We start from the raw sequence: 23,499 nt of genomic DNA, 5'->3' as shown, positions 1-23,499 counted from the left end.
ACTTCATCCGCATTTCGGCCACTTCCCATACAATCTGTTCGAATGCTTTGCGGTGGGCGGAGCTGGCAAGGAGAACAGCGGATGTCAGATCTCATCAGCGTCGCCGACGCACTCGCCCTGGCCGAGGTGCAGGCAGGGGATCCCGAACTCATCGCGGGCGCGCAGGGCCTCGATCGCGAGATCCGCTGGGCGCACGTCGTCGCAGGCTCAGCCGCGGTTGGCCTGCTCGACGGCGGCGAACTCGTGCTCACCACCGGCGCAGGCTGGCCCCGCGAGGGCGACGAACTGGCCCGGCTCTCAACTGCACTGATCAGCACGGGCCCCGCCGCCGTGGTGCTCGAACTCGGGCGCTTCTTCACCGAACCACCGGCTCCGCTGCTGACCGCCTGCGAGGCGCACGGCATCCCCCTGATCGCGCTGCACCATGAGGTGCGCTTCGTGCAGATCACGCAGCGGGTGCACCAGCGCATCCTCGCAACGCAAACCGAAGCCCTCGCCGCCCGGGCCGAGGTGCACGCCATGCTCACCGAGCTGGGCCTCAACCGCAGCCCCGTCGACTACGTGATCGAACGGCTCGCAGACACCCTCGGCACCACAGTGGTGCTCGAAGACTCAGCTCGTCGCGTGGTCGCCTGGGCAGGGCGGGGCGCGGGTGCCCATGCGGGGGGCGGATCACCAGCCGCAGCGCACCCGCACCCGCTGGCGCCGTGGGCCGACGCCGACGGCACGGAGTTCGCACCGCTCGACGGCTGGGAGCGGGTGCCCGTCGAGGCGCAAGGCCGGCGCTGGGGCCGGCTCATTGCACTGCCCGGCCCGGAGCATCCGGCGGGGCGGCGCACCGTGCTCGAACTCGGCGCCTTCGCACTGGCGCTGGGCCGACTCGCCGACCCGGAAGGCGGGCAGTGGTTGCAGCTGTCGTCGAAGCACCTCTTCGATGTGCTGCTCGGCGGCCGTTACCGCCGCGACGAAGAACTCGCCGTGCAGCTCGCCGCCGCCGGCCTGCCCGTTTCGGGGCGGCTGCTGATCGGAGCGACCCTGCGCGGCGTCGGTGACTTCGGAGGCGATGCCTCCCTCGAACACGCCATGCTCGCGACGGCCCTGCGGCGAGCCGTCGGCCAGCACGGCCGGGTAATCCTCGCGCACGACGACGCGAGCGACGACCACGACACCGCCACGCCCAGGCGCCGCGGCGCCGCGCTCATCGCCCTGCTCTCTTTCGCCCCCGACGACGCGCGGCTGCACAGCGCAGAGGGATCCGCACCCCCGCTCGCATCACGCCTCGCCCGCGAACTCGACGCCCTACTGCCCTCCACAGTGCCCGCCACCTGGCGAGCCCACCTCGGTCTGGGGGCGGCCGGCCGCCGCGTGCGGGGGCTGATCTCATCGCTCGAACAGGTGCGTGCAGCCGGCGAGCTCGAACCCGCGGGCACCGCAGGCCGCGTCACCGTGCAGCAGGCCGAACGACAGCCCCTTGCCTACCTCGTACGTGGCCTCGCCTCACTGCCCGAGATGCAGGAGTTCGCCGACGAAACGCTCGCGCCAATCATCGAACACGACGCCACCAGCGGCGCCGGTCACAGCGGCGATCTGCTGCGCGTGCTGCGCGCCTACCTGGAACACCCCACGAATCGCTCGCTCGCGGCGCAGCGGGCACGGTTGTCGCGGTCGGTGTTCTATCAGCGTCTCGCACTGATCGAGGAGCTGCTCGGGGCTGATCTCAGCAACGGCACGGTGATCGCGACGCTCACGGTCGCGCTGCTCGCGCGGCGGTAATGCGCGGCGGATCCGCCACCCCGGCGCAGGTTACTGCACCGCGGGTGACGACCACAGCGCAGGATACGCATGCCCCAGCTCGATCACCAGACGGCGCAGCGCCGGCAACGACAGACCGATCACGCAGCTCGGTGCCCCCTCGATGCGCTCGATGAACGCGCCGGCGAGGCCATCGATCGCGAAGCCACCAGCCAATTCGAGCGGTTCGCCCGTGGCGACGTAGGCCTCCAGTTCGGCGTCGGTGAGGTCGGCCGACAGCTCCACCTTGGCCGTATCGACCGACCCAGCAGCGCCGCGCACTGCACCGCCTGTGTGATCGATCAGCCAGTGACCCGAGTGCAGCACCCCGGCGCGCCCACGATGGTGCTTCGCCCGGGCAAGGGCCACCTCCGGCTCGTGCGGCTTGCCCAGGATCTCGCCGTCGAGCAGAAACATCGAGTCGCCGCCGAGCACCAGACCATCGATCTCGTGCCCGTGGCGGCGCACCACGTCTTCGGCCTTGAGACGGCCCAGATACTCGGTGAACTCGGGGGCGCTGAGCCCACGACCCAGCTCGGCCTCACGAGCCGCGATCGCCGCATCCTCATCGACCTCGGGCGAGAAGCAGATCGGCTCGATGCCCGCCCCCCGCAGAACCGAGAGCCGGGCCGGAGACGTCGAAGCAAGGTACAAGCGCATAGGGCAAGCCTACGCACTGGTTACGGCATCGCGCCTTCGTGGCGCAGCAGGGCCTCCTTCACGGGGGTGCCGAACAAATACCCGCCCAGGCCACCGTCGGTGCGCACGATACGGTGACAGGGCACCACGAGCGCGACGAGGTTGTTCGCGCAGCCCGACGCCGCCGCTCGCACCGCCGAAGGTCGGCCGGCAAGCCCCGCCAGCTCCGTGTAGGTCACGGCGCGGCCCGCCGGCACCGCGCGCAACGCCCGCCACACCTCACCCCTGAACGGCGTCTCCGGCTGGGCAACCGGCAGGGCGTCGATCGCACTGAGATCACCGGCGGCGTAGGCGCGCAAAGCTGCGGCGATGCCGAAGTCATCATCCGTGGCCGGCACGATGCCGCGCTGCGCAACACCAGGGTCGAGCTTCGCGAGTCGCTGCATGAGACTCGCCGCCTCAGGGTCGTCGTCGGTGGCGAAGCCGGCGGCGCGCAGGGCGCCGTCTTCGGGGCTCCAGATCGCGTAGAAGGGGTGGCCTACGATCTCGACAACGGTGCTGGCCAGGGGTGCGGCGCTCATCTCGGTTCCTTTCGCGCGACCGACTCGAGAAAGTCGGCCCAGAGGTGCTGTGTGGCGTAGCCGCGGAACGGGCGCCAGGGTTCGGCGAGGCGCGCGGCCTCACGGTCGCCGCGCACGTCGAGCGCGCGGCGCAGAATCAGATCGCCCGCGGGGAAGGCGTCGGGGTCGCCGAGCGCGCGCATCGCGATCAGCTCGACACTCCACGGGCCGATACCGCGGATCTCCAGCAGTTCGCGCCTGGCGCGCTCGCGGTCGGCGCCGGGGCCGATATCGAGGCCTGCCGCGAGGGCTGCGGCGAGCGAGCGCAGTGTTTCGGCGCGGGCGCGGGTGAGGCCAAGTCGTGCCCGCAGCTCTTCGGCATCTGTTGCGGCGACGCGTTCAGGGCTGGGGCGCGGATGGAAGCCAGGCGCCTCGCCACCCGGCGCCACCCTCCCGGGGAATGCCGCCGCAAGCCGCCCCTGCACGGTGCGCGCAGCGGCAAGCGAGATCTGCTGGCCGAGCACTGTGCCGAGCGCGAATTCGGCCCCGTCGCGTGCCCCGGGCAGCCGCAGCCCCGGCCTGGCGATGAGCAACGAACGCAATCTGGGGTCGCCGCCGAGGGCGTCGGCGATCTGCGCGGGATCGGCGTCGAGGTCGAGCAGACGCCGCACGGCCTGGATCGCGGGCATGGTGTCGCTCAGACCGGGCAGCGAGAGGAGCACCGGGATCCAGGTCATCGTGCCGGCGGTGCCGTGGTCCGGCGGTACTCCCGCCCAGTCGATGTGCACCACTGCGGTGCCGCCCGGCACATCGATCGCGTGCGCGGTGGCTCCGTCGGCATCGCTGCGGTCGCGGCCGGGCACCGCGTGCGCGACGAGAAATGCGCGGGTCGCTGCTGCCGCGAACGGAGCGCGGGTGCGCAACCGCAGCGCGAGCCGGGGGCGTTCGTCTGAGGCTGCGCCAGCCGGGGCGCCCACAGCGTCGGCGCCATCAATACCCGGCCTGGGCAGCCGGGAGGGCGCGATCCCGAACTCCTCACGCATCGAATCGCCGAACTGCCGCACGCTGCCAAATCCCGCCGCGAAGGCGATGTCTGCGAGCGGCAGCGTGGTCTGCTCGATCAGTGATCGTGCCGCGTGCGCCCGCCGCGTGCGGGCGAGCTGCAGCGGGCTCGCCCCGATCTCTTGCAGCAGCATGCGGCGCAGATGGCGCTCGCTCACCGCGAGTTCGGCGGCGAGCCCGGCGACGCCGACGGCATCGACAGCGCCGTCGCGGATGCGACGCACGGCGCGCGCAACGAGATCGCTACGGGCATCCCAGTCGCGGGTGCCTGGCAGTGCGTCGGGGCGGCAGCGCTTGCAGGCGCGAAATCCCGCGGCGACACACGCTGCCGCGCTCGGCAGGAAGCGGCAGTTTTCCTGGCGGGGCTTGCGTGCCGGGCACGAAGGGCGGCAGTAGATGCCGGTGCTGGTGACGCAGAGGTAGACGCGCCCGTCCCAGCGCGCATCGCGACCCGACGCGGCGCGGTAGCAGGCGTCGAAGTCGAGTGCGGGGGCTGCGGTTTCGGTGGGCACGGATCCATTGTTCCGCCCCCGAAGGTCGCGCGCACGCGGAAATCGGACATTGCAGTGGATTCGGCTGCGCGGCGCGGCCGTTCGCTACGCTCGTGAGCATGAAAGATGTCTCCGGGCGCTCGGCGCTGTTGCGTGCCACGGTCGTGGTCGTTGCCGAGGGCGGGCTGCGCGCGCTGACCTATCGGGCTGTCGCCGCCGAGGCCGGAGTGTCGCACGGGCTGGTGCGGCACCATTTCGGCACGCGGGATCAGCTCATCGCCGAGGCCATGGAGTATGCCATCGATGAGAGCCTGCGCGGTTCGAACATGCTGAGTAGCGGGCTCACCGCGCAGGAGTTCGCCGACGGTATCGAATCTCTTGCGGATCGCGAGGCCGGCATCCAATCGTTCCAGTACGAACTGCTGCTGGAATCGCGGCGACGGCCCGAATTGCGTCCACTCGCTGAGCGGCATTTCCAGGCGTATCGCGAGGCGATCTCTCGGCAGCTGCACCGCATCGGGGTCGACGATCCGGAGCTCACCGAGCTGATCTGGTTCGCGCTCGACGGCATCGTGTTCAAACAGCTTGTCGCCCCTGAAGATCCTGCGCCTGCAGTGCGGCGGATCCGCGCCCTCATCGAAGCGAACATCACGGCCTAAGCCCCGCTCAACCGCACCGCTGCACCGGCACCGATCGACGTGTGAGCACCTCGGTTGCGCGCAGGCCGTTGCCTGAGCGTCGATCGGTGCTCGAACGCGCCATTCAGCACCGCCAGGCACATCCCGAATCGGCCGAAGTCGACGCTTGACTATCCAATTGGATAGTTCTATGCTGACGCTACCGACCGAAGGGACACACCGTCGTGCCTGACACCCAGAACGCACCCGACACCACCATCGAGTTCCTCTACCTGAGCGAACCCGACATGATCGCCGCCGGCGTCACCGACATGGCCGCCTGCGTCGACACCATGAGCGAAATGCTCGTCGAATTCAAGCGAGGCGACTACCGCATGGCAGGCGTCGAAAACGACCTGCACGGCGCGCAGATCTACTTCCCCCAGGAATCGCCCTTCGAGGGCATGCCGCTCGACGGGCCCGACCGCCGCTTCATGGCGATGCCCGCCTACCTCGGAGGCAGCTTCCAGACCGCTGGCTGCAAGTGGTACGGCTCCAACGTGGATAATCGCAAGATCGGCCTGCCCCGCTCGATCCTCATGTTCACGCTCAACGACAAAGACACCGGAGCACCCCTCGCCCACATGTCGGCGAACCTGCTGAGTGCCTACCGCACCGGCGCCATCCCCGGCGTCGGAGCCCGCTACCTCGCTCGCGAAGACGCGAAAGTCGTCGGCATCGCCGGCCCCGGCCCCATGAACCGCACCTCGCTCGAAGCGCTCGTCGCTGTGCGCCCCGGCATCGACACCGTGCAGGTGTTCGGTCGCAGCCAGGGCAGCATCGACGCCTACATCGCCTGGGTGCGCGAGAACTTCCCCGGTATCACCACCATCGTGCAGGTCGACTCACTACAGGGCGCAGTTGAGGGCGCCGATATCGTGAGCATCGCGATCCCCAGCCCCTCCGGCGTCGAGCACTATCCCTACGTCGCCAACGAATGGGTGAAGCCCGGCGCACTCGTGCTCTGCTCGGCCCACCTCGCCCTCGAAGAGAGCCTCGTGCAGCGCGCCCGCCATGTCGCCGACGCCCGCAGCATCTACGAAGCCTGGGGTGCCGAGCTTCCGGGCAATGCCCACGACACCGTTGGCATCTGGGGCATGGCCCTCGTCGATCGCGTGCGCGACGGCCGCATGACCCCCGAGCAGTTCGAAGACCTCGGCGAGATCATCGAGGGCGACACCCCGGGCCGCACGAGTGACGACGAGGTCTTCATCTACTCAGTGGGCGGCATGCCCGTCGAAGACGTCGCCTGGGCGACGCGCGTCTACCGCAACGCCGTCGAGCGCGGCATCGGCACGAAGCTGAAGCTCTGGGACAAGCCAGCCCTGGCCTGACCCACCGAGCCCACCCCAGCACAGCATCACGCCTCGCCTGTCGGGGCGGCACAATGAAAGAGGATCGAATGGATCTGCAAAAGACCGATGTGGTCGTCGTCGGCGCCGGTGCCGTCGGCGCGATGGCGCTCTGGCAGCTGAGCAAGCGCGACGGCCTCGACGTCGTGGGTATCGAGCAGTACGGCCGGGTGCACTCGCACGGCTCATACGCCGGCGAGACGCGCGTGTTTCGCACTGCGGTGCACGAGGGCGGCACCTATGTGAAGATGATCCAGCGCTCGCGCGAACTGTGGCGCGAACTCGAGGCCGAGTCCGGCCGCGACATCTATTACGAGGTGGGCTGCCTGTCGATCGCACCCGCCGGCTTCCCCGATCTCGAGGTCGCCATGGCCAATGTGCGCGAGTTCGACATTCCCCACCGGGTGCTCTCGAACGAGGAGCTGCGCACCGAATACCCGCAGCACCTCGTGAACGACGACGATATCGCCCTACTCGACGAGCACGGCGGCGGGCTGCGCCCCGAGGTGGCCGTGATGAGCGCGCTTGATCTCGCCGAGCAGAACGGCGCACGGCTCTTCTTCAACACACCCGTGATCGATATTGAGGAGCGCGCCGACGGCGTCGTCGTGCGCACCACGCAGGGTGCCTGGCTCGCCGACACCGTGGTGATCGCATCGGGGTCGTGGTCGACGCGCCTGCGCCCGCAGCTGCACGAACTGCTGCGCCTGCAGGTGCTGGGGCTAACCTGGTTCATGCCGAACGATCCCGAGGCGTTCGTGCCCGCGAAGTTCCCGGCCTTCCTGCGCGACGCGGGCGCTGTGCACTTTTTCGGCGCACCGAGCTTCGACGGCTACGCCTTCAAGGCGTGCACCAACCCCGAGTGGCCGGTGTTCCGCGACGTCTCCGAGGTGCCGACGCATCACACCCGGGAGGAGCTGATCCGCATCGGGCAGCGCGCCGCCGAGCTCTTCGACGGCGTCAACCCTGAGCCGGTGCGCGAGAGCGTGCATCACTGCGCTTATACGCCCGACCGCCTGCCCGTGGTCGACCGCACGGATCGTGTCGTCACCATCACGGGGCTCTCGGGGCATGGTTTCAAGTTCTCGCCGCAGCTCGGTGAGTGGGCCGCGCAGTTGGTGCAGGGCGAGGACAACACGGTGGATCCGCGCTTCGCGCTCGCCGAGCACATGCAGCGCCTCGCCGAGCTCGGCCCCTACACCGGCGGCGGGCACTAACTCACGCCCGGTCACCGCTCCACTGGCGCCAATAGTTCTATTTCATATAGAGTTATTGGCGTCAGTGACGAGAGGGGATCCATGATCCAGCAGGCCACACCCGTAGAGGTCGCGCACCTCTCGAAACGCTTCGGCAGCGTGCAGGCAGTGCACGATCTCAGCTTCACCGCCCAGCCGGGCCGCGTCACCGGCTTCCTCGGCCCGAACGGCTCGGGCAAGACCACCACCCTCGGCATGGTGCTCGGGCTGCTGCACCCCGATTCCGGCACGGCCACCATCGGCGGCACGCCCTACACCGAGCTCGACCACCCGGCGCTCACCGTGGGATCCGCCCTTTCCGCCAGCTTCCATCCCGCCCACACCGGTCGCGCCCACCTCGACATCGTGCGCCGCGCCATCGGGGTGCCGGCCTCGCGCGTCGATGACACACTCGCGCTCGTCGGCCTCGAAGCCGCCGCCGCCCGCAAAACCGGCACCTACTCCCTCGGCATGCGCCAGCGGCTCGCCCTCGCGGCGGCGCTGCTGGGCGACCCCCAGGTGCTCCTCCTCGACGAGCCCATCAACGGCCTCGACCCCGAGGGGATCCGCTGGATCCGCCTCTTCCTGCGACACCTCGCGAGCGAGGGAAAAACCGTGCTGCTGTCGTCGCACCTGCTGAGCGAGGTGCAACAGACCGTCGACGACGTCGTGGTGATCCGCCGCGGCGAGCTCGCCTTCGCGGGCACCCTCGCCGAACTGCAGCAGGGCGACGGCGAGCGCACCGTGCTCGTCTCGGCCGCAGACCGCCCGGGACTCGCCCACGCGCTGCAACAGGCGGGTGCGCAGGTGCACGGGGTGCGGGGCGAGACCATGCGGGTGAGCGGCATCGAGCCGGCCACTGTCGGCGAGATCGCCCTGGGGGCCGGTATCGCGCTCTCCCACCTCAGTGTCGAGGAGAGCGAGCTTGAGCAGAGCTTCCTCGATCTCATTGATGGCGGATCAGCGAACCAGGCAGCCGGCCCCGCGTCGACCGCCTCTGCAAGCTCCCCGACCCACGCGCCATCCTCGGCCACACCCAGGGAAGGAGGTGCGCGATGAGCGACTCGCGCGTCATCCGCAGCCTCTCCTCCGAGTGGCGCAAGGTACGTTCCACCAAGCTGTGGTGGATCCTCGCGATCGTGATCGCGGCCTACTCCGCGTTCATCGCCTCGATGTTCGCGTTCATGTTCAGCGCGATGGGCGATATGCTCACGGGCTCAGCGGCCGGTGCTCCGCAGTTGCCTGCGCAAGACACCGCCAATATGGTCTACTCCTCAGTGTCGGCGTTCGGCTATGTGGTGCCGCTGCTGCTCGGCGCGGTCATGGCCACTGGCGAGTTGCGGCACCGCACACTGGGGCTCACTTTCACGCTCGAACCGCGCCGCGGCCTCGTGTTGCTGAGCAAGACCGCAGTGCTGATCGTCTTCGGGGTGCTGCTCGGCGCCGCCGGTCTCCTCGGTGCCGTGGGCGCTGGGGCGGCCGTGACTGCCGCAACGGGCGGCGACCCGATGCTCGGGTCTGGCGAAACCTGGGCTGTGATCGCGCGCGTGCTCGCGGCCCTCGGTATCTGGGCCGTCATCGGATTCGGGATCGGCGTGCTCGTGCGCAACCAGGCCATAGCGATCGTGATCGCGCTCGTCTTCACCCAGTTCGTCGAACCGCTGCTGCGCACGGGAGCGCAGTTCTGGGATTGGAGCGCGCAGATCGCGAAGTTCTTGCCCGGGGCCGCGACGGATGCGTTCGTCGGTGCCAGCGTGATGAACAATCTGTCGTCGCTCGACCCGTCAGTGCCGCAAGGCGCGAACGGGCTCGGCATATGGGCCGGGTTCGCCGTGCTGCTCGCCTACGCGGTGGCGGCCGTGGTGGCTGGCTGGCTGCTGCGCTGGCGGCGCGACGTGGCCTAGGGCTCCGCGATCCGCACCCTCGCTCACCGCAGTTCACGGCGTGCGCGGGCGCGGGCAGGCGGGGCCTCAGCGCGGACGCAGGGAGGAGTGCTGGCCCACCCAGGAGTACATGGCGATCGCGGCCGCAGCGCTCGCGTTGATCGACCGGGTCGAACCGTACTGGGTGATCTCCACGACAGCCTCGGCCGCGGCGATCGCCTCGGCAGTGAGCCCAGGCCCCTCCTGCCCGAACAGCATCACGCAGCGCTCGGGCCAGTCGAACGTCTCCATCGGCACGCAGCCGGGCACATTGTCGATCGCGATGATCGGCATCCCCTCCTCGCGCGCCCACTCGACGAGCGCCGCCACGTCGGGTCGGTGCACCACGTGCTGGTAGCGATCCGTGACCATCGCACCCCGCTTGTTCCAACGGCGTCGGCCCACAATGTGCACGGTGTCAGCGGCGAAGGCATTGGCGCTGCGCACGATCGAACCGATGTTCATATCGTGCTGCCAATTTTCGATCGCCACATGGAACGGGTGCCGGTGCTCGTCGAGATCGGCCACGATCGCCGACATGCGCCAGTAGCGGTAGCGGTCGATCACGTTGCGGGTGTCGCCGTGCTCGAGCAGCTCAGGGTCGAAATGATCCTCGGTAGGCCACGCATCGCGGCCGCCGGGCCAGGGCCCGACGCCGGCAGTGGTGCGTTCGGGGTGCGGATCCGCCGCGGTGTCGGGGGTGCTGGGCTGATCGGGATCCGAATGCTGACTCACCGCACCATTCTCCCACCCACGCCGCCCGACCGGCCTCAGCCCACCCCGCCGGCAGCAGCGGTGAGCCGACCCAGCTCCGCATCGCTGAGTTCGAGTGTGAGCGAGGCGAGAAGCGACGCCAGCTGCTCGGTGGTGCGCGCGCTCGCAATCGGTGCCGCCACCGTAGGCTGGGCGCGCAGCCACGCGAGCGACACCGCCGCCACCGGCGCATCGTGCGCCGCAGCGACCTCGTCGAGCGCCGCGAGCACGGCCCGCCCCTGATCGTCGAGGTAGGAGATCGCATCGCCGGCGCGCGGGCTCGCCCCCGGCTCTGCCGCATCAGCGGTGTCGCGGTACTTTCCGGCGAGGAAGCCCTTCGCGAGCGAGAAATAGGGGAACACCGCGAGACCCTCGCGCTCGGCAGCGTCGCGCAGGCAGTTCGTCTCGAACTCGCGCTCCACGAGGTTGTAGTGCGGTTGCAGGGCCACGGGCAGGTGGTAGCCGCCCTCGCGGGCGATGCGGAACCACTCGGTCACCCGCTCGGCCGAGTAGTTGGAGACGCCAATCGCACGCACCTTGCCGGCGTCGACGAGCGCGGAGAACGCCTCGACCGTCTGCTCGAGTGGGGTGTCGGCGTCATCGAAGTGCGCGTAGTAGAGGTCGATGCTGTCGGTCTGCAGGCGACGCAAGGAGGCATCGGCGGCGGCGCGCACGGTGCCGGCGGCGAGGCCCTGGAACTGCGGATGCGTCGACACTTTGGTGGCGAGCACTACCGCGTCACGATTGCCGCGGGCCGCGACCCACTCCCCGATGATGGTCTCGGACTCGCCGCCACTGTTGCCAGGCGCCCAGTGCGAATATCCGTCTGCAGTATCGATGAAGTCGCCGCCGCCCGCAAGAAACGCGTCGAGCACATCGAAGGAGGTCGCCTGGTCGGCCGTCCAGCCGAAGACGTTGCCGCCGAGGGCGAGCGCGGAGATCTCGATGTCGGACGAGCCGATGCGGGTGCGAGCGGGTGCGGTCATGGCGAGGTCTCCTTCGATCGGTGCACCCCCGACGCTAGCAGCGGGGCCTCGGCCCGGCCAGCAGATGACGGCGTGCGACGGGGCTACCGACGCTCTTCGCTCGTCGAGGTCACTCGTGTGGCCGTTTCGCGTGGGTCGAAACGGCCACACGGGTGACCTCGATGATGTGCGGGGCGGGGTGCGGATCCGTGGGACGCTACTCGCAGGCCACGCCATCGCCGTCGCGATCCAGCGATCGGCTGTACCCCGGCGACCCACTGTAGAGCGGGGCAGCCCCAGCGGCGCGCACCGCAGCACAGTTCGCGTAGTAGGCGGCTGGCTGCGGAGCAGGAGCTGCGGCCAACGGCAACGGTGCTGCTGCGGCACTCGCGCTCGCCGCTTCCAGTTCGGTCACCCGCGACAACAGCTGGGAGTTCTGATCCGTCAGTGAAGTCTTTTCCTCCGTCAGCACCCGCGCGGCTTCGACCTGCTGAGCGAGCTTCGTTTGCAGCTCGGTTTCGCGTGCCTGGGCACCTTCGAGCGAGACTGTGGCCGCGCGCACTCGAGTCTCAGCGCGCTCAGTCGCCGCTTCGGCCCGATCAAGTCGCTGCTGCAACTCGGCTGCTGAGGCGCGCAACTCTTCGATCTCCGCTTTGGAACCAGAGGAGCCAATGCCAGTGCCCATGCCCAGCACCAGAAGGCCAGCGACAATCGGCAGCCCAACGGTCAGCCAGCGGCTTCGGCGCTTCGGCGCTTCCGGCTCTAGTTGGGTAGCCTGCACGGCTCCGATCGGCACTGTGAACTCTGACATCTTGACCTGTCCATCCGCTTTAAAACCCTATGGTCGCCTCCCGTGATCTTAGGGAGCGCAATGAGCGCGGGCAAGTGCCCAGAGCAGCCTCTAGCTCGTCGAGGTCACTCGTGTGGCCGTTTCGCGTGGGTCGAAACGGCCACACGAGTGACCTCGATGATGTGCGGGGCGGGGTGCGGATCCGCGGACGGCTACGGCACGGTGTAGCCGGCGGCGCGCACCAGTTCGTACCACTCGGCGCGTGTCAGCCGCACCTCGGAGCCGAGCGCAGCAGCAGCCACACGCTCGGGCGAGGTCGTGCCGAGCACCACCTGCATGCGCGCGGGATGCCTGGTGATCCACGCCACCGCGATCGCCTCCGGCGGCACCCTGCGATCCGCAGCAATCCGGTCGATCACGGCGTTCAGCTCGGGGTACCGCTCGGACCCGAGGAAGGGGCCATCGAAAAAGCCAGCTTGGAAGGGCGACCACGCCTGCACCGTGATGTCGTGCAGGCGGCAGTAGTCGAGCACGCCGTCATCGCGCGACACCGACTGCGGCAGGCCCTGCATGTTGGCGGCCAGACCCTGCGCCACCATCGGCGCGTGCGTGATCGAGAGCTGCATCTGATTGGCCACGATCGGCTGACGCACATACCTGCGCAGCAATTCGATCTGCCGGGGCGTGTGATTCGACACCCCGAAGGTGCGCACCTTGCCTGCGGCTTCGAGTTCGTCGAAGGCCCGAGCTACCTCCTCCGGCTCGACCAAAGCGTCAGGGCGGTGCAGCAACAGCAGATCGAGGTAATCGGTGCCGAGGGCGTCGAGCGAGCCGTGCACCGTCGCCATGATGTGCTCGTAGGAATGGTCGAAGTAGGGGCCCTGCGGCACGATCCCGGCCTTTGACTGGATCACCCAGCGCTCCCGCTCAGACGACGAAAACTTGATTGCCTCGCCGAAACGACGCTCACAGCCGTGCAGGCCGTCTCCGTAGATATCGGCGTGGTCGAGCACGGTGATGCCGGCATCGCCCGCAGCGCTCACGAGCGCGCGCAGCTGCTGGTCGCCCAGGTGCTGGATCCGCATCAGCCCGAGCACCACATCAGAGACGGCGAGCTCAGTGCCTGGCATGGTGAAGGTACGCATGGGGTCAGGCTACTCCGCCCCCGCTTCCTCTTCGCCCCGAACCCGGCCTACGTTCAGGCCGTGGATCGCAACTCATGCTGAGCGTTTCAGCGTCAGCCTCAGTCTGTACTGCGATCCACGGCCTGAACTTCGCCCGAAGGGACAGGGGAAGCAGGGAGGCTAATCGAGGAGTTCGGCCTCGATCACATCGTCATCGCCAGAGCCGCCAGACCCACCAGGCCCGCCAGCCCCCGGCACGCCGCTCGACGGCACCGAGCCTGCGCTCTCAAGCGTGAGCGCGTCACCTCCGGCGGCCACGTCCACCCGCACCGCGTCACCGTCATGCACACTGCCAGAGAGGATCGCCCTCGCGAGCCTGTCATCGATCTCATGCTGCATGAGCCTGCGCAGCGGGCGCGCACCGTAGATCGGGTCGTAGCCGCGCGACGCGAGCCACGCCCGCGCCTCGGGCGTGACGCCGAGGGTGAGCCTGCGATCGGCGAGCCGGGCCTGCAGCCTGTCGACCGAGAGATCAACGATATGCGCCAGATCAACCTCCGACAGCGGCCGGAAGATGACCATCTCATCGAGCCGGTTGATGAACTCGGGCTTGAACGCCCGGCGCACGGTCTCGCGCACACCGAACTCCTTCTCGCTCCACGGCAGATCGGGGTCGATGAGGTACTGCGAGCCCAGGTTCGAAGTGAGGATCAGGATCACGTTGCGGAAGTCGACGGTGCGGCCCTGGCCGTCGGTCAGGCGACCGTCGTCGAGAACCTGCAGCAGCACGTCGAACACTTCGGGGTGCGCTTTTTCGACCTCGTCGAGCAGCACCACCGAGTAGGGGCGCCGGCGCACGGCTTCGGTGAGTTGACCGCCCTGCTCGTAGCCGACGTAGCCCGGAGGGGCGCCCACGAGGCGTGACACCGAGTGCTTTTCGCCGTACTCGGACATGTCGATGCGCACCATGGCGTGCTCGTCGTCGAAGAGGAACTCGGCGAGCGCTTTCGCGAGCTCGGTCTTGCCTACACCGGTGGGCCCCAGGAAGAGGAAGGAGCCGGTCGGACGATTGGGATCCGCGATTCCTGCCCGCGTGCGCCGCACCGCATCGGCGACCGCGCGCACCGCGTCCGTCTGCCCGACGAGGCGCTTGCCGAGTTCACTTTCGAGTGCGAGCAGCTTCTCTGTCTCGCCCTGCAGCAGCCGGCCGACGGGGATGCCGGTCCAGGCGGCGACGACGCCCGCGATATCTTCGTCGGTGACTTGGTCGTTGACCATACGGGGTTCGCCGTCGATTTCGTCGGCGAGCTCGGCCTGCTCGGCTTCGGCGAGCTGCTTCTGAATGACGGGGATCTCGCCGTAGAGCAGCCGGGACGCCCGTTCGAGGTTGCCTTCTCGCTGTGCGACCTGCGCTTGCATACCGAGCTGATCAAGCTTCTCGCGCAGTTCGCCGACGCGGTTCAGGGAGGCTCGCTCGCGCTCCCAGCGCGCTTCGAGGCCGTCGAGTTCGCGCTGCTTCTGGGCAAGGTCGTCGCGCAGTTTCGTGAGGCGTTCCTTCGAGGCGGCGTCTTTCTCCTTCTTCAACGCGAGCTCTTCGAGGCGCATTCGGTCGACGGCGCGGCGCAGTTCGTCGATCTCCACCGGGGCCGAGTCGATCTCCATGCGCAGACGCGAGGCCGCCTCGTCGATCAGGTCGATCGCCTTGTCGGGCAGCTGCCGGGCCGTGATATAGCGGTTCGAGAGGCTTGCCGCGGCGACGAGGGCGGAGTCGGCGATGGTCACTTTGTGGTGTGCCTCGTACCGTTCTTTGAGGCCGCGCAGGATCGCGATGGTGTCTTCGACGCTCGGCTCGCCCACGTAGACCTGCTGGAAGCGTCGTTCGAGGGCCGCATCTTTCTCGATGTACTCGCGGTATTCGTCGAGGGTGGTGGCGCCGATGAGCCGCAGCTCACCGCGGGCAAGCATGGGCTTGAGCATCTGGGAGGCCGCGACAGAGGATTCGCCGCCGCCTGCGCCCATGAGGGTGTGCAGTTCGTCGATGAAGGTGATGATCTTGCCGTCAGAGTCTTTGATCTCCTGCAGCACGGCTTTCATGCGCTCTTCGAACTCGCCCCGGTATTTCGCTCCGGCAATGAGCGCGGAGATATCGAGGGAGATGAGTTCTTTGTCTTTGAGCGATTCGGCAACGTCGCCGGCGACGATGCGCTGGGCGAGGCCTTCGACGACGGCGGTCTTCCCGACGCCTGGTTCGCCGATGAGCACGGGGTTGTTCTTGGTGCGGCGGGTGAGCACTTGGCTCACGCGGCGGATTTCGCTGTCGCGGCCGATGACCGGATCGAGCTTGCCCGAGCGGGCGACTTCCGTGAGGTTGACGCCGAACTGCTCGAGGGCGGACTGCCCTTCTTCGCCCTGGGCGGGCTGCCAGTTTGCTTGCATCTGGATCCCTTCTGGTTCAGCAGGCTGCGGCGACCCGATCCGGGCAGCCACAAACTTGAGTGATTATGACTCAAGTTTACTTGAGGGTGCGACATTCCGCTAGGGATTGCGGCGGATCGCTTTTGTCCCCCACCCGCCACGGCCTGCGCAATCCGGCCCCGCCCGGCGAAAAGAGCCAGGCGACAGAGCCGGCTCACGCAGGGCGTCACCCGCGACCGCTAGCCTGGTGAGAGATTCGTCCCAACCTCGGAGGAGCCCACCCATGTCGAAGATCGCCCTCGTGCGCCAGCCCAGCAGCCTGCTCGACGACGGAATCGTCGACCACATCGAGAAGGTCGCCGTCGATCTTGACACGGCGCGCGAGCAGTGGCGGGGCTACGTCGCCGCGCTGCAGCAGCACGGCTGGCAGACCGTCGAGGTCGATCCCGCCGACGACTGCCCCGACTCCGTCTTCATTGAAGACACCGTGGTGATGTTCCGCAACGTGGCCGTGATCTCGCGCCCCGGTGCCGACAGCCGCAAGCCCGAAACCGCCGGCACCCGACGCGCCCTCGAAGCGCTCGGCTGCCCCGTTGTCGAGATTCAGGCGCCAGGCACCCTCGACGGCGGCGATGTGCTGAAGGTCGGCGACACCGTCTACGTAGGTCGCGGCGGCCGTACCAATGCCGAGGGCATCGCGCAGCTGCGTCGCATCCTCGCCCCGCTCGGCGGCAGGGTCGTGGCCGTGCCAGTCACGAAGGTGCTGCACCTGAAGACCGCCGTCACCGCCCTCCCCGATGGCACCGTGATCGGTTACCCCGATTTCGTCGACAACCCCGGCATCTTCCCCGCCTTCCTGCCCGTGCCCGAACCGCACGGCACCGCGGTGGTCTGCCTCAGCGACTCCGAACTGCTCATCTCGGCGTCGGCACCGCAGACCGCGGCGATGCTGCGCGATCTCGGCTACTCCGTGACCGAGGTCGCCATCTCCGAGTACGAGAAGCTCGAGGGCTGCCCCACCTGCCTGTCGGTGCGGGTGCGCTGCCTCGACTAGGGGCGGTCGGCGGCCCCGGGCAGGGGCCGCTTCTCACCCGCGATAGTTCCTTGCGATAGTGTCGCGTGGTGAACGCTCAACGTGATGCCCGTGTCTCTGGCACGCCTTGGGCGCTGCTGTTCGTAGCGGTCTGCTTGGTCGCCGTCAACATGCGCATGACGATCACGGGCGTTGGGCCACTGCTCGATGAAATCGCGGCGGATCAGGGCGTCACGCCCGCATCTCTGGGTTTCTTGGCCTCGATCCCGCTGCTCACCTGGGCCGTCGTATCACCAGCCGCACAGGCGCTATCAGCACGAATCGGTCCGAACGCCGCGGTGGCGGGCTCACTCGCGGCACTCACTCTCGGCACGGTCTGGCGCTCACTGCCTGGCCCACAGGCGAATCTCTGGCTGGGTACCGCGCTCGTGGGCGCCGCACTCGCCGTCGCCAACGTGCTCCTGCCCGCAACAATCAAGCGGGATTTCGGGGGGCGTGTGCCCTTGGTGATGGGCGCCTACTCGACCCTGCTGAGCGGGGCCGCTGCGGTCGGAGCCGGCATGGTGGCGCCGATCGCCCACGCATCGATGGCCTCGGGTGAACCTGTGGGTTGGCGGATCGCCCTGCTCACTACAGGGGCCATGGTGCCGCCCGCTCTGGTGATGTGGGTAGTCGCGACTCGCCGGGCGCAGCACCGCGGCGGGGGCGACACGACAAGCGTTTCCGCCACTGTTCAGGGCGAGCCCTCCTCGGGTATGGCCTCACGGTTGGGCAGTCGCATCTGGCGCGATCCTGTCGCCTGGAGCATCGCGGTGTACATGGGCACCCAGTCTTCGACCTTCTACGTGTGGGCCACCTGGCTTGCACCGCTCGACCTCTCACGCGGTTCAGATCCCGTGACAGCGGGCCTCCATGTGATGGTGTTCCACGTCTGCGGCATGTTCGGTTCATTGTCCGCGCCATTTATTTCTCGCGGAGCAATGCGGCGAATCCTCCCGGTGCTGTTGCCCGTCATCGCGGCCGCCGGTGCCGTGGGCCTCATCCTCGCACCCGCCGCATTGCTGGCATGGCTGATTCTCTCGGGCTTCTCAGCAGGCTGCGCTTTGACGGTGTCGCTCACACTGATGGCTCAGCGCTCGACAGATGCTGCGACGGCCGCTGCAACATCTGGCATGTCGCAATCCGTGGGATACCTGATCGCCGCTGTCGGGCCTGTCCTGTTCGGGGTGCTCTACGGCGCGACGGGGAGCTGGGTTCCGCCGCTCTTCGTGATACTCGCCGGTGTCGGCCTGCAGTTCTGCGCGGGGCTGCTGCTCGCTCGCGAGCGCATGGTCTTCGGCTCTGACCTCAGACCGCGCTGAGCACGACGGCGCTGCCCTGCCCACCGCCGCCGCAGATGCCGACGGCGCCGAGCGATCCGCTGCCGAGCTCTGCGAGCTGCCGCGCAAGCGTGCCCACGATGCGCGCGCCCGAAGCCCCGATTGGGTGACCGAGCGCGATCGCACCGCCATGCCGGTTCACGATCGCGGGATCCACACCCAGCTCGCGCGTGGATTGCACACCCACAGCGGCGAAAGCCTCGTTGATCTCCACAACCGCAAGATCATCGGCGGTCACGCCGTCGAGCTTCGCAAGCGCCGCAGCAATTGCGCGTGCCGGCTGCGAGTGCAGCTGAGTATCGGGCCCCGCAACGAACGCGGTCGCCTCGACGCGCGCCACCGGGGTCACCCCGAGGCGGCTCGCCGCGGCCTCGCTGACGAGCACCAGCGCCGCAGCGCCGTCAGTGATCTGGGAGGCGTTGCCCGCCGTGATCGTGCCCTGCTTCGCGAAGGCTGGCCGCAGGCCCGCAAGCGTCTCGGACGTGGTGTCGGCGCGGATGCCATCATCGGCCGAGACCACGGTGTCGCCCCGCCGCGACACCACTGTGAAGGGCTCGATCTCACCCGCGAAGAACTCAGCCGACTCGGCCGCGCGGCGGTGCGACTCGGCAGCGAAGGCGTCCTGCTCCTCGCGCGTCAGCCCGAGCGGCGTGTTGCCGTCTTCCGTGAGCGCGCCCATCGCCACCTGGTCGAAAGCGTCGGTCAGTCCGTCATGGTCGGCGGTGTCGACGAGCTGGGCCGTGCCGTACTTGGTGCCGGCCCGCAGCGGAATGACGTGCGGCGCGAGCGACATCGACTCCTGCCCCACAGCCACCACCACATCGGCCTCGCCCGCCGCGATGAGCCGCGCCGCCTGCGACACGGCCTCCGTGCCGGACAGGCACACCGCGTTCAGCGTGATCGCGGGCACCCCCATCGGAATCCCCGCAGCCACCGCCGTCTGACGGGCAGGGTTCTGCCCGGCACCGGCCTGCAACACCTGGCCAGCCACCACCGCATCTACCTGATCGGCGGCGATCCCGGCCCGCGAGAGCGCCGCACGCACCGCGTGCGCGCCGAGTTCCGTCGCAGGCTGGGAGGCGAGCTGACCGGTGAAACGCGTGAACGGCGTGCGGGCGTAGCCTGCGATCAGGGCGGAGTGGGGTGCGGTCATGGGTGACCTCCTCGGAAGCGGTGGGCGAGCGCCGGATCGGGCGCAGCGCCGCGATCCATCACGGCCATTCTGCCCGATCAGCTCGGCAGCTCCACTGCGCATTGGCACAGTCTGCAGCGCTACCCCTGTGCATGCCGCCGCGCCCGTGCCTCCCCCGCGGCACCGGCGCACCCTCCTCGCCCCCTACGCTGGAAGGCGTGAACCGAAGTCGCACCGGGGCCCGCCGCGCCCGCATCATCGCCCTGTCAGTCTGCGCGGCCACCGCCCTCGCCGCCGGCGGCTACACAGCGGCCTGCGCGCTCACCCCGCTGCCGGCACCCGCGATCGAACTGAGCCCCGCCTTCACCGCGGGCAACGACAGTGCGGCAGTCAGCGCAGACCCCGCAGCCGCTCAGGCAGCCGTCGACGCCCAGAACCTGCCCACCGCAATCGGCTACCTGCACGGCGACGAGGTGTGGGCGAACGACCCCACGGCCTATCCGCTCGCCAGCATCTCCAAGCTGATCACCGTGCTGGTGTGCATGGAGGCGCAGCCGCTTGAGCCAGGCGCTGAGGGCCCGGTCTACACCTGGACGGAGGCGGATCGCGCACGACAGGACGGCTACCTCGCGCTCGACGGCGTCGCCTACCCGATCCCCGTCGGCACCGAGGTCACACTGCGGCAGATGCTGCACTTCATCTTCCTGCCGTCGGCCAACGACTACGCCGCGGCCTACGCCTACTGGACCTTCGGCGACAACGACGCCTTCCTTGCCGCCGTCGCCGACTGGAAGCAGCGGCACGGCCTGGAATCGCTGCAGTTCGTCGAGCCGACAGGCATGGACGAGGCGAACATGGCCAGCGCACCCGACGTGCTGCGCATCGCCCGGCTCGCGTTGCAGAACCCCACCATTGCGGAGTTCACCAGCACCGCATCGATTGAGATGCCCTGGGGCATCGGCGTCGTCGAGAACACGAACCCGCTGATCACCGAAATGCCGGGGATCGTGGGCGTGAAGACGGGCCGTTCGGCGGCCGCGGGCTTCAACTTCGCCGTCGCCCAGCAGGTCGACGTCGACGGACGCGAGGTCGTGCAGCTGGCAGTAACGCTCGGCCGTGATTCGAAGGCGGCCCGAGCGCAGTCGGGCCGCGACATGCTCTCTGCCCTCGACACGCTCCCCCAGGCCATCACGGTGGTGGAGCAGGGCGCGGCGGTCGCCGAGGCTGTAACCGTTGACGGTGCGCGGATCCCCATTGTCGCTGCCGGCAACGGCGTGGTGACGATGTTGCCCGGCGAGCAGGCAACGCGGGCCGCGACCGTCGACGTTGCGGCGCTCGGCAAGGCTGGGGCCCGGGTCGGCACGATCACCGTCGAAGCGCCCGCACCCGTGGAAGAGGTCGCCGTGGTGGCCTCAGCCCCGGTCACGGAACCAGAACTGTGGTGGCGGCTCACCCACCCCGCCGAGCTCTTCAGCTGGTAGCTGCGACGGCGCGCGTCACACCCGAGCTTTGCTCGCCCGCAGCGTGTAGCTGAGCGGCATGACGCCCGAGCGCTCGGCGAGCGCCCACTCCCCTCCGGGGCGGAGCACCATCTGCCCGGGCAGTGCCTCCCACGGCACGCTGTCATGTTCGACGAGCAAGTCGATGCGGAGCCCCGCTTTGATGAGCGCTGTCACGATCTCGCCGAGGGAATGATTCCACTCGTACGTCTTCGACGCTTGCACCGGCTTGGCCGTGGGCACATAGCTCTGGTCGTCGTCCCACTCCGTGGGCGCCTCATGCTCGAAGTAGGGGAAGCGCAGGTGCAGGTCATCGTCAAGCGACTCATCCATCACCCACAGAATCGGGTGCCCCTCGCGGATGAACAAGAAGCCGCCGGGGGCAAGCAGCGCGGCTACGACCCGCGCCCACTCCTCCACTGAAGGAAGCCAGCAGAGCGCGCCGATGCCCGTGTAGACGAGATCGAACGCGCCGTTCGGCAGCGCCTCGGCGGCTGCCCGCACGTCGGCCTGCACAAAGTCGACGGCGTCGCCGCTTTCGGACACGAGCCGGCGCGCTTCAGCCACGGCACGCTCACTGAAGTCGAGCCCGGTGACCTGGGCACCGAGCCGCGCGAGGGAGAGCGTGTCGGTGCCGATGTGGCACTGCAGGTGCACGGCGCGCAGACCATCAATGTCTCCGAGAAGCGGCATGTCGAAACGCACCACGTCGGACAGCGCCTCTGCCTGTTCGATGTAACGCTGCGCCTCATAGCCGCTGCCATCACGGGCGGCATGCAGTTCGGCGCGGTCGTCCCAGTTTTCGCGGTTCGCCGCGATGTAGTCGATGGTCATGAGAGCCCGTCTCGTCGAGGATGGACCGCCGGCGACCCCGGCGGTGCCGCGGTGCGATCTCTCGTCACAGCGTAGTCGGCGACCGCCCCACGAGCCCAGCCTGACGTCACTGGAAACCACAAAACCCCCGGCGAACCAGGGGTTTTGTGTGACTCTCCGTAGCTGAGGCGGGGCTCGATCCCGCGACCTCACGATTATGAGTCGTGCGCTCTAACCAGCTGAGCTACTCAGCCATATCGGCCAATGACCCAGAGAGTCAGAGCCCCGAGCCAGGATTGAACTGGCGACCCCTTCCTTACCATGGAAGTGCTCTACCACTGAGCTATCGGGGCGAAGCCACCTTGCGATGACAACCGTTAGAGAATAGCACTACTTGTTCGCAAATAGAAAATCGACGCGGGATCCCGCGTCGCACGCGCGTGTCGCGGCGACGCGGGCCTCGATCAATAGACCGTGCGACCGCCCGAGCAGGTCTGCTTGCTCGCCGGCTGCCCGGTGATATTGCTTGGCAGCTGCACCGGGCCCTCAGCGGCCGGAGCAATCGTTGCGGGATCGGTCGGCGTGCCCGTCGCCGGATCGATCGGCCAGCCCGTGGCGGGGTCGATCGGCCAGCCGGTAGCGGGGTCGATCGGCAGGCCCGTGGCCGGGTCGATCGGCAGACCGGTGTTGGGGTCCACCTCGGCGGCAGCATCACCGGCGGCAGCGTCGTCGACACCCTTGCCCACACCCGTGACCTCGAACGGCTGCCCGCTCTGAATCACCTGGAAAAGCGCATCGGCGCTCGCGCGATCGGGGGTGAGGCGACCCTGCTCGTAGGGGTGCGTGAAGGTGGGGTACTGCACGAAGTTGATGCGGTCGAGGTCGATGTCCTTCACCGTGCCTGCAACCTGCTGCATGAACTGCACGCTCGCCATATTGCTCGAGAGGGTCATGTTGTCGACGCCGGCCTTCGCAAGGCTGTACACCTTCACCGGATCGGAGAGCGTTTCGGAACTCTGCAGCTTGCGCACGAGCGCCGACATGAAGACCTGCTGGTTGCTGATGCGGCTCGTGTCGCCGCCATCGCCCACACCGTGCCGGGTGCGCAGGAACTGCAGCGCCTCACGGCCCTGCAAGGTCACGTTTCCGGCAGGGAGGTCGAGTTCGGTTGCCGGGTCGACGATCGGCTGCGTGAGGCACACATCAACACCGCCGAGCGCGTTCGAGACGCCGATGACACCGTCGAAGGTGATGAGGCCGGCGTTCGGGATCTCCATCCCCGTGAGCTCGGAGATCACTCGCGCCACGCAGGGCAGACCGCCGTACATCATGGCCGAGTTGAGCTGCTGCTCGCTCATCGCGGAGTAGTAGCCCTCTTCACCATCGGGGCCGGGGCAGCTGGGGAAGGGCACCATTAGGTCGCGGGGGAAGCTCACAACGGTGGCGTTCTTGTGATCGGCCGAGACGTGCAGCATGAGGTTGACGTCGTTGAGTTCGCCCTCCTCGCCATCCTGATACGACTGCCCCGCCCGGGTGTCAGACCCCACGAGGAGAATCGTCAGCGGGCCGTCGAACGACTGGCTGCCGGCACCGACGAGCTCCGCCGAAGCCTCGTTGCCGAGGTCGACGGTGCGCACATCCTGCACCAGACCCCACACCGCATAGGCCACGGTCGCGACGCCGCTCAGCGCGACCACGATCGCCGCCGTCAGGAAGATCCGCATCGCGTTCGTCCAACTATTCGAACGGCGCAGCTTCCCGTGGCGCACGAAGCTCGAACGCCCGATACCTGCAGCGTGATTCTTGGCCATGCAACTTCCCGTCCTCGTCGAGCGCGCCACAGTTTTCAGGCGCGCTCGGTCATGGT

General features: G+C 68.4%; 20 protein-coding genes and 2 tRNA genes. 9 read left to right on the top strand and 13 right to left on the bottom strand.

The window, feature by feature from the left end:
- Positions 1-81 precede the first annotated feature (81 nt).
- Positions 82-1,773, top strand: a complete 1,692-nt coding sequence (locus WFL22_RS08705; RefSeq protein WP_336992336.1) for a PucR family transcriptional regulator — start codon at positions 82-84, stop codon at positions 1,771-1,773.
- A 30-nt stretch (positions 1,774-1,803) separates the two neighbouring features.
- On the opposite strand, the gene WFL22_RS08700 is transcribed toward WFL22_RS08705, so the two are convergent.
- Genes WFL22_RS08700 through WFL22_RS08690 form a run of 3 tightly spaced genes read right to left on the bottom strand, consistent with a single transcriptional unit; the run spans position 1,804 to position 4,564 of the window.
- The gene (locus tag WFL22_RS08700; protein WP_336992334.1) at positions 1,804-2,451 is read right to left on the bottom strand and encodes a Maf family protein; all 648 of its coding nucleotides are present in this window, start codon (positions 2,449-2,451) and stop codon (positions 1,804-1,806) included.
- Positions 2,452-2,471: 20 nt separating this feature from the next.
- On the bottom strand, positions 2,472-3,011 hold the full coding sequence (locus WFL22_RS08695; protein WP_336992332.1) for a methylated-DNA--[protein]-cysteine S-methyltransferase: 540 nt from the start codon (positions 3,009-3,011) through the stop codon (positions 2,472-2,474).
- Entirely contained in the window at positions 3,008-4,564 is a 1,557-nt protein-coding gene (locus WFL22_RS08690) for a DNA-3-methyladenine glycosylase 2 family protein (protein WP_336992330.1), read from the bottom strand. The genes WFL22_RS08695 and WFL22_RS08690 overlap by 4 nt, the downstream gene beginning before the upstream one ends.
- 98 nt (positions 4,565-4,662) lie before the next feature.
- On the opposite strand from WFL22_RS08690, the gene WFL22_RS08685 reads away from it, so the two are divergent.
- The 5 genes from WFL22_RS08685 to WFL22_RS08665 all read left to right on the top strand — a co-directional run bounded on the left by WFL22_RS08685 (position 4,663) and on the right by WFL22_RS08665 (position 9,711).
- Positions 4,663-5,202: a TetR/AcrR family transcriptional regulator gene (locus WFL22_RS08685; RefSeq protein WP_336652269.1), complete on the top strand. Its 540-nt coding sequence runs from the start codon at positions 4,663-4,665 to the stop codon at positions 5,200-5,202.
- Positions 5,203-5,405: 203 nt separating this feature from the next.
- Complete coding sequence (locus WFL22_RS08680) at positions 5,406-6,554, top strand: tyramine oxidase subunit B (RefSeq protein ID WP_336992328.1); 1,149 nt, start codon at positions 5,406-5,408, stop codon at positions 6,552-6,554.
- A gap of 68 nt (positions 6,555-6,622) precedes the next feature.
- Positions 6,623-7,789, top strand: coding sequence for an N-methyl-L-tryptophan oxidase (solA, locus tag WFL22_RS08675; RefSeq protein ID WP_336992326.1), 1,167 nt, complete (start codon positions 6,623-6,625; stop codon positions 7,787-7,789).
- Positions 7,790-7,870: 81 nt separating this feature from the next.
- Positions 7,871-8,866: an ABC transporter ATP-binding protein gene (locus WFL22_RS08670; RefSeq protein ID WP_336992324.1), complete on the top strand. Its 996-nt coding sequence runs from the start codon at positions 7,871-7,873 to the stop codon at positions 8,864-8,866.
- Positions 8,863-9,711 (top strand): ABC transporter permease, encoded by an 849-nt coding sequence (locus WFL22_RS08665; RefSeq protein WP_336652273.1) that lies wholly within the window; start codon positions 8,863-8,865, stop codon positions 9,709-9,711. Before WFL22_RS08670 ends, WFL22_RS08665 begins: the two co-directional genes overlap by 4 nt.
- 66 nt (positions 9,712-9,777) lie before the next feature.
- On the opposite strand, the gene WFL22_RS08660 is transcribed toward WFL22_RS08665, so the two are convergent.
- From WFL22_RS08660 to WFL22_RS08640, 5 genes are all read right to left on the bottom strand, one after another.
- A complete protein-coding gene (locus tag WFL22_RS08660; RefSeq protein WP_336652274.1) occupies positions 9,778-10,464 on the bottom strand; it encodes a TrmH family RNA methyltransferase in 687 nt (228 codons plus the stop codon).
- 35 nt (positions 10,465-10,499) lie between these two features.
- Positions 10,500-11,468, bottom strand: coding sequence for an aldo/keto reductase (locus WFL22_RS08655; protein WP_336992322.1), 969 nt, complete (start codon positions 11,466-11,468; stop codon positions 10,500-10,502).
- Positions 11,469-11,664: 196 nt separating this feature from the next.
- Complete coding sequence (locus tag WFL22_RS08650; RefSeq protein WP_336992320.1) at positions 11,665-12,258, bottom strand: excalibur calcium-binding domain-containing protein; 594 nt, start codon at positions 12,256-12,258, stop codon at positions 11,665-11,667.
- A 191-nt stretch (positions 12,259-12,449) separates the two neighbouring features.
- Positions 12,450-13,382: an aldo/keto reductase gene (locus WFL22_RS08645; protein ID WP_336992318.1), complete on the bottom strand. Its 933-nt coding sequence runs from the start codon at positions 13,380-13,382 to the stop codon at positions 12,450-12,452.
- Positions 13,383-13,541: 159 nt separating this feature from the next.
- Entirely contained in the window at positions 13,542-15,797 is a 2,256-nt protein-coding gene (locus WFL22_RS08640) for an ATP-dependent Clp protease ATP-binding subunit (protein WP_336652284.1), read from the bottom strand.
- Between the two features lie 262 nt (positions 15,798-16,059).
- On the opposite strand from WFL22_RS08640, the gene ddaH reads away from it, so the two are divergent.
- Both ddaH and WFL22_RS08630 read left to right on the top strand, forming a co-directional pair.
- The gene (gene ddaH, locus WFL22_RS08635) at positions 16,060-16,830 is read left to right on the top strand and encodes a dimethylargininase (protein WP_336992316.1); all 771 of its coding nucleotides are present in this window, start codon (positions 16,060-16,062) and stop codon (positions 16,828-16,830) included.
- 68 nt (positions 16,831-16,898) lie between these two features.
- Entirely contained in the window at positions 16,899-18,170 is a 1,272-nt protein-coding gene (locus tag WFL22_RS08630; RefSeq protein WP_336992314.1) for an MFS transporter, read from the top strand.
- Here WFL22_RS08630 and WFL22_RS08625 read toward each other — a convergent pair.
- Positions 18,157-19,341 (bottom strand): acetyl-CoA C-acyltransferase, encoded by a 1,185-nt coding sequence (locus tag WFL22_RS08625; RefSeq protein ID WP_336992312.1) that lies wholly within the window; start codon positions 19,339-19,341, stop codon positions 18,157-18,159. The genes WFL22_RS08630 and WFL22_RS08625 overlap by 14 nt on opposite strands.
- A gap of 197 nt (positions 19,342-19,538) precedes the next feature.
- On the opposite strand from WFL22_RS08625, the gene WFL22_RS08620 reads away from it, so the two are divergent.
- Positions 19,539-20,801 carry a D-alanyl-D-alanine carboxypeptidase family protein gene (locus WFL22_RS08620; RefSeq protein WP_336992310.1) on the top strand — a complete coding sequence of 421 codons (1,263 nt, stop codon included), beginning with the start codon at positions 19,539-19,541 and terminating at the stop codon, positions 20,799-20,801.
- Positions 20,802-20,816: 15 nt separating this feature from the next.
- Here WFL22_RS08620 and WFL22_RS08615 read toward each other — a convergent pair whose 3' ends face one another.
- The 4 genes from WFL22_RS08615 to WFL22_RS08600 all read right to left on the bottom strand — a co-directional run bounded on the left by WFL22_RS08615 (position 20,817) and on the right by WFL22_RS08600 (position 23,443).
- On the bottom strand, positions 20,817-21,653 hold the full coding sequence (locus tag WFL22_RS08615; protein ID WP_336992309.1) for a class I SAM-dependent methyltransferase: 837 nt from the start codon (positions 21,651-21,653) through the stop codon (positions 20,817-20,819).
- 159 nt (positions 21,654-21,812) lie between these two features.
- A tRNA-Met gene (locus tag WFL22_RS08610) sits at positions 21,813-21,886 on the bottom strand.
- A 27-nt stretch (positions 21,887-21,913) separates the two neighbouring features.
- Positions 21,914-21,985 (bottom strand) — tRNA-Thr (locus WFL22_RS08605).
- 111 nt (positions 21,986-22,096) lie between these two features.
- The gene (locus WFL22_RS08600; RefSeq protein ID WP_336992307.1) at positions 22,097-23,443 is read right to left on the bottom strand and encodes an LCP family protein; all 1,347 of its coding nucleotides are present in this window, start codon (positions 23,441-23,443) and stop codon (positions 22,097-22,099) included.
- Between the last annotated feature and the right edge of the window lie 56 nt (positions 23,444-23,499).

It is taken from the genome of Leucobacter sp. VD1, assembly GCF_037150695.1.
GTDB lineage: Bacteria > Actinomycetota > Actinomycetes > Actinomycetales > Microbacteriaceae > Leucobacter.
This window is presented reverse-complemented; position numbering and strand designations above follow the sequence as displayed.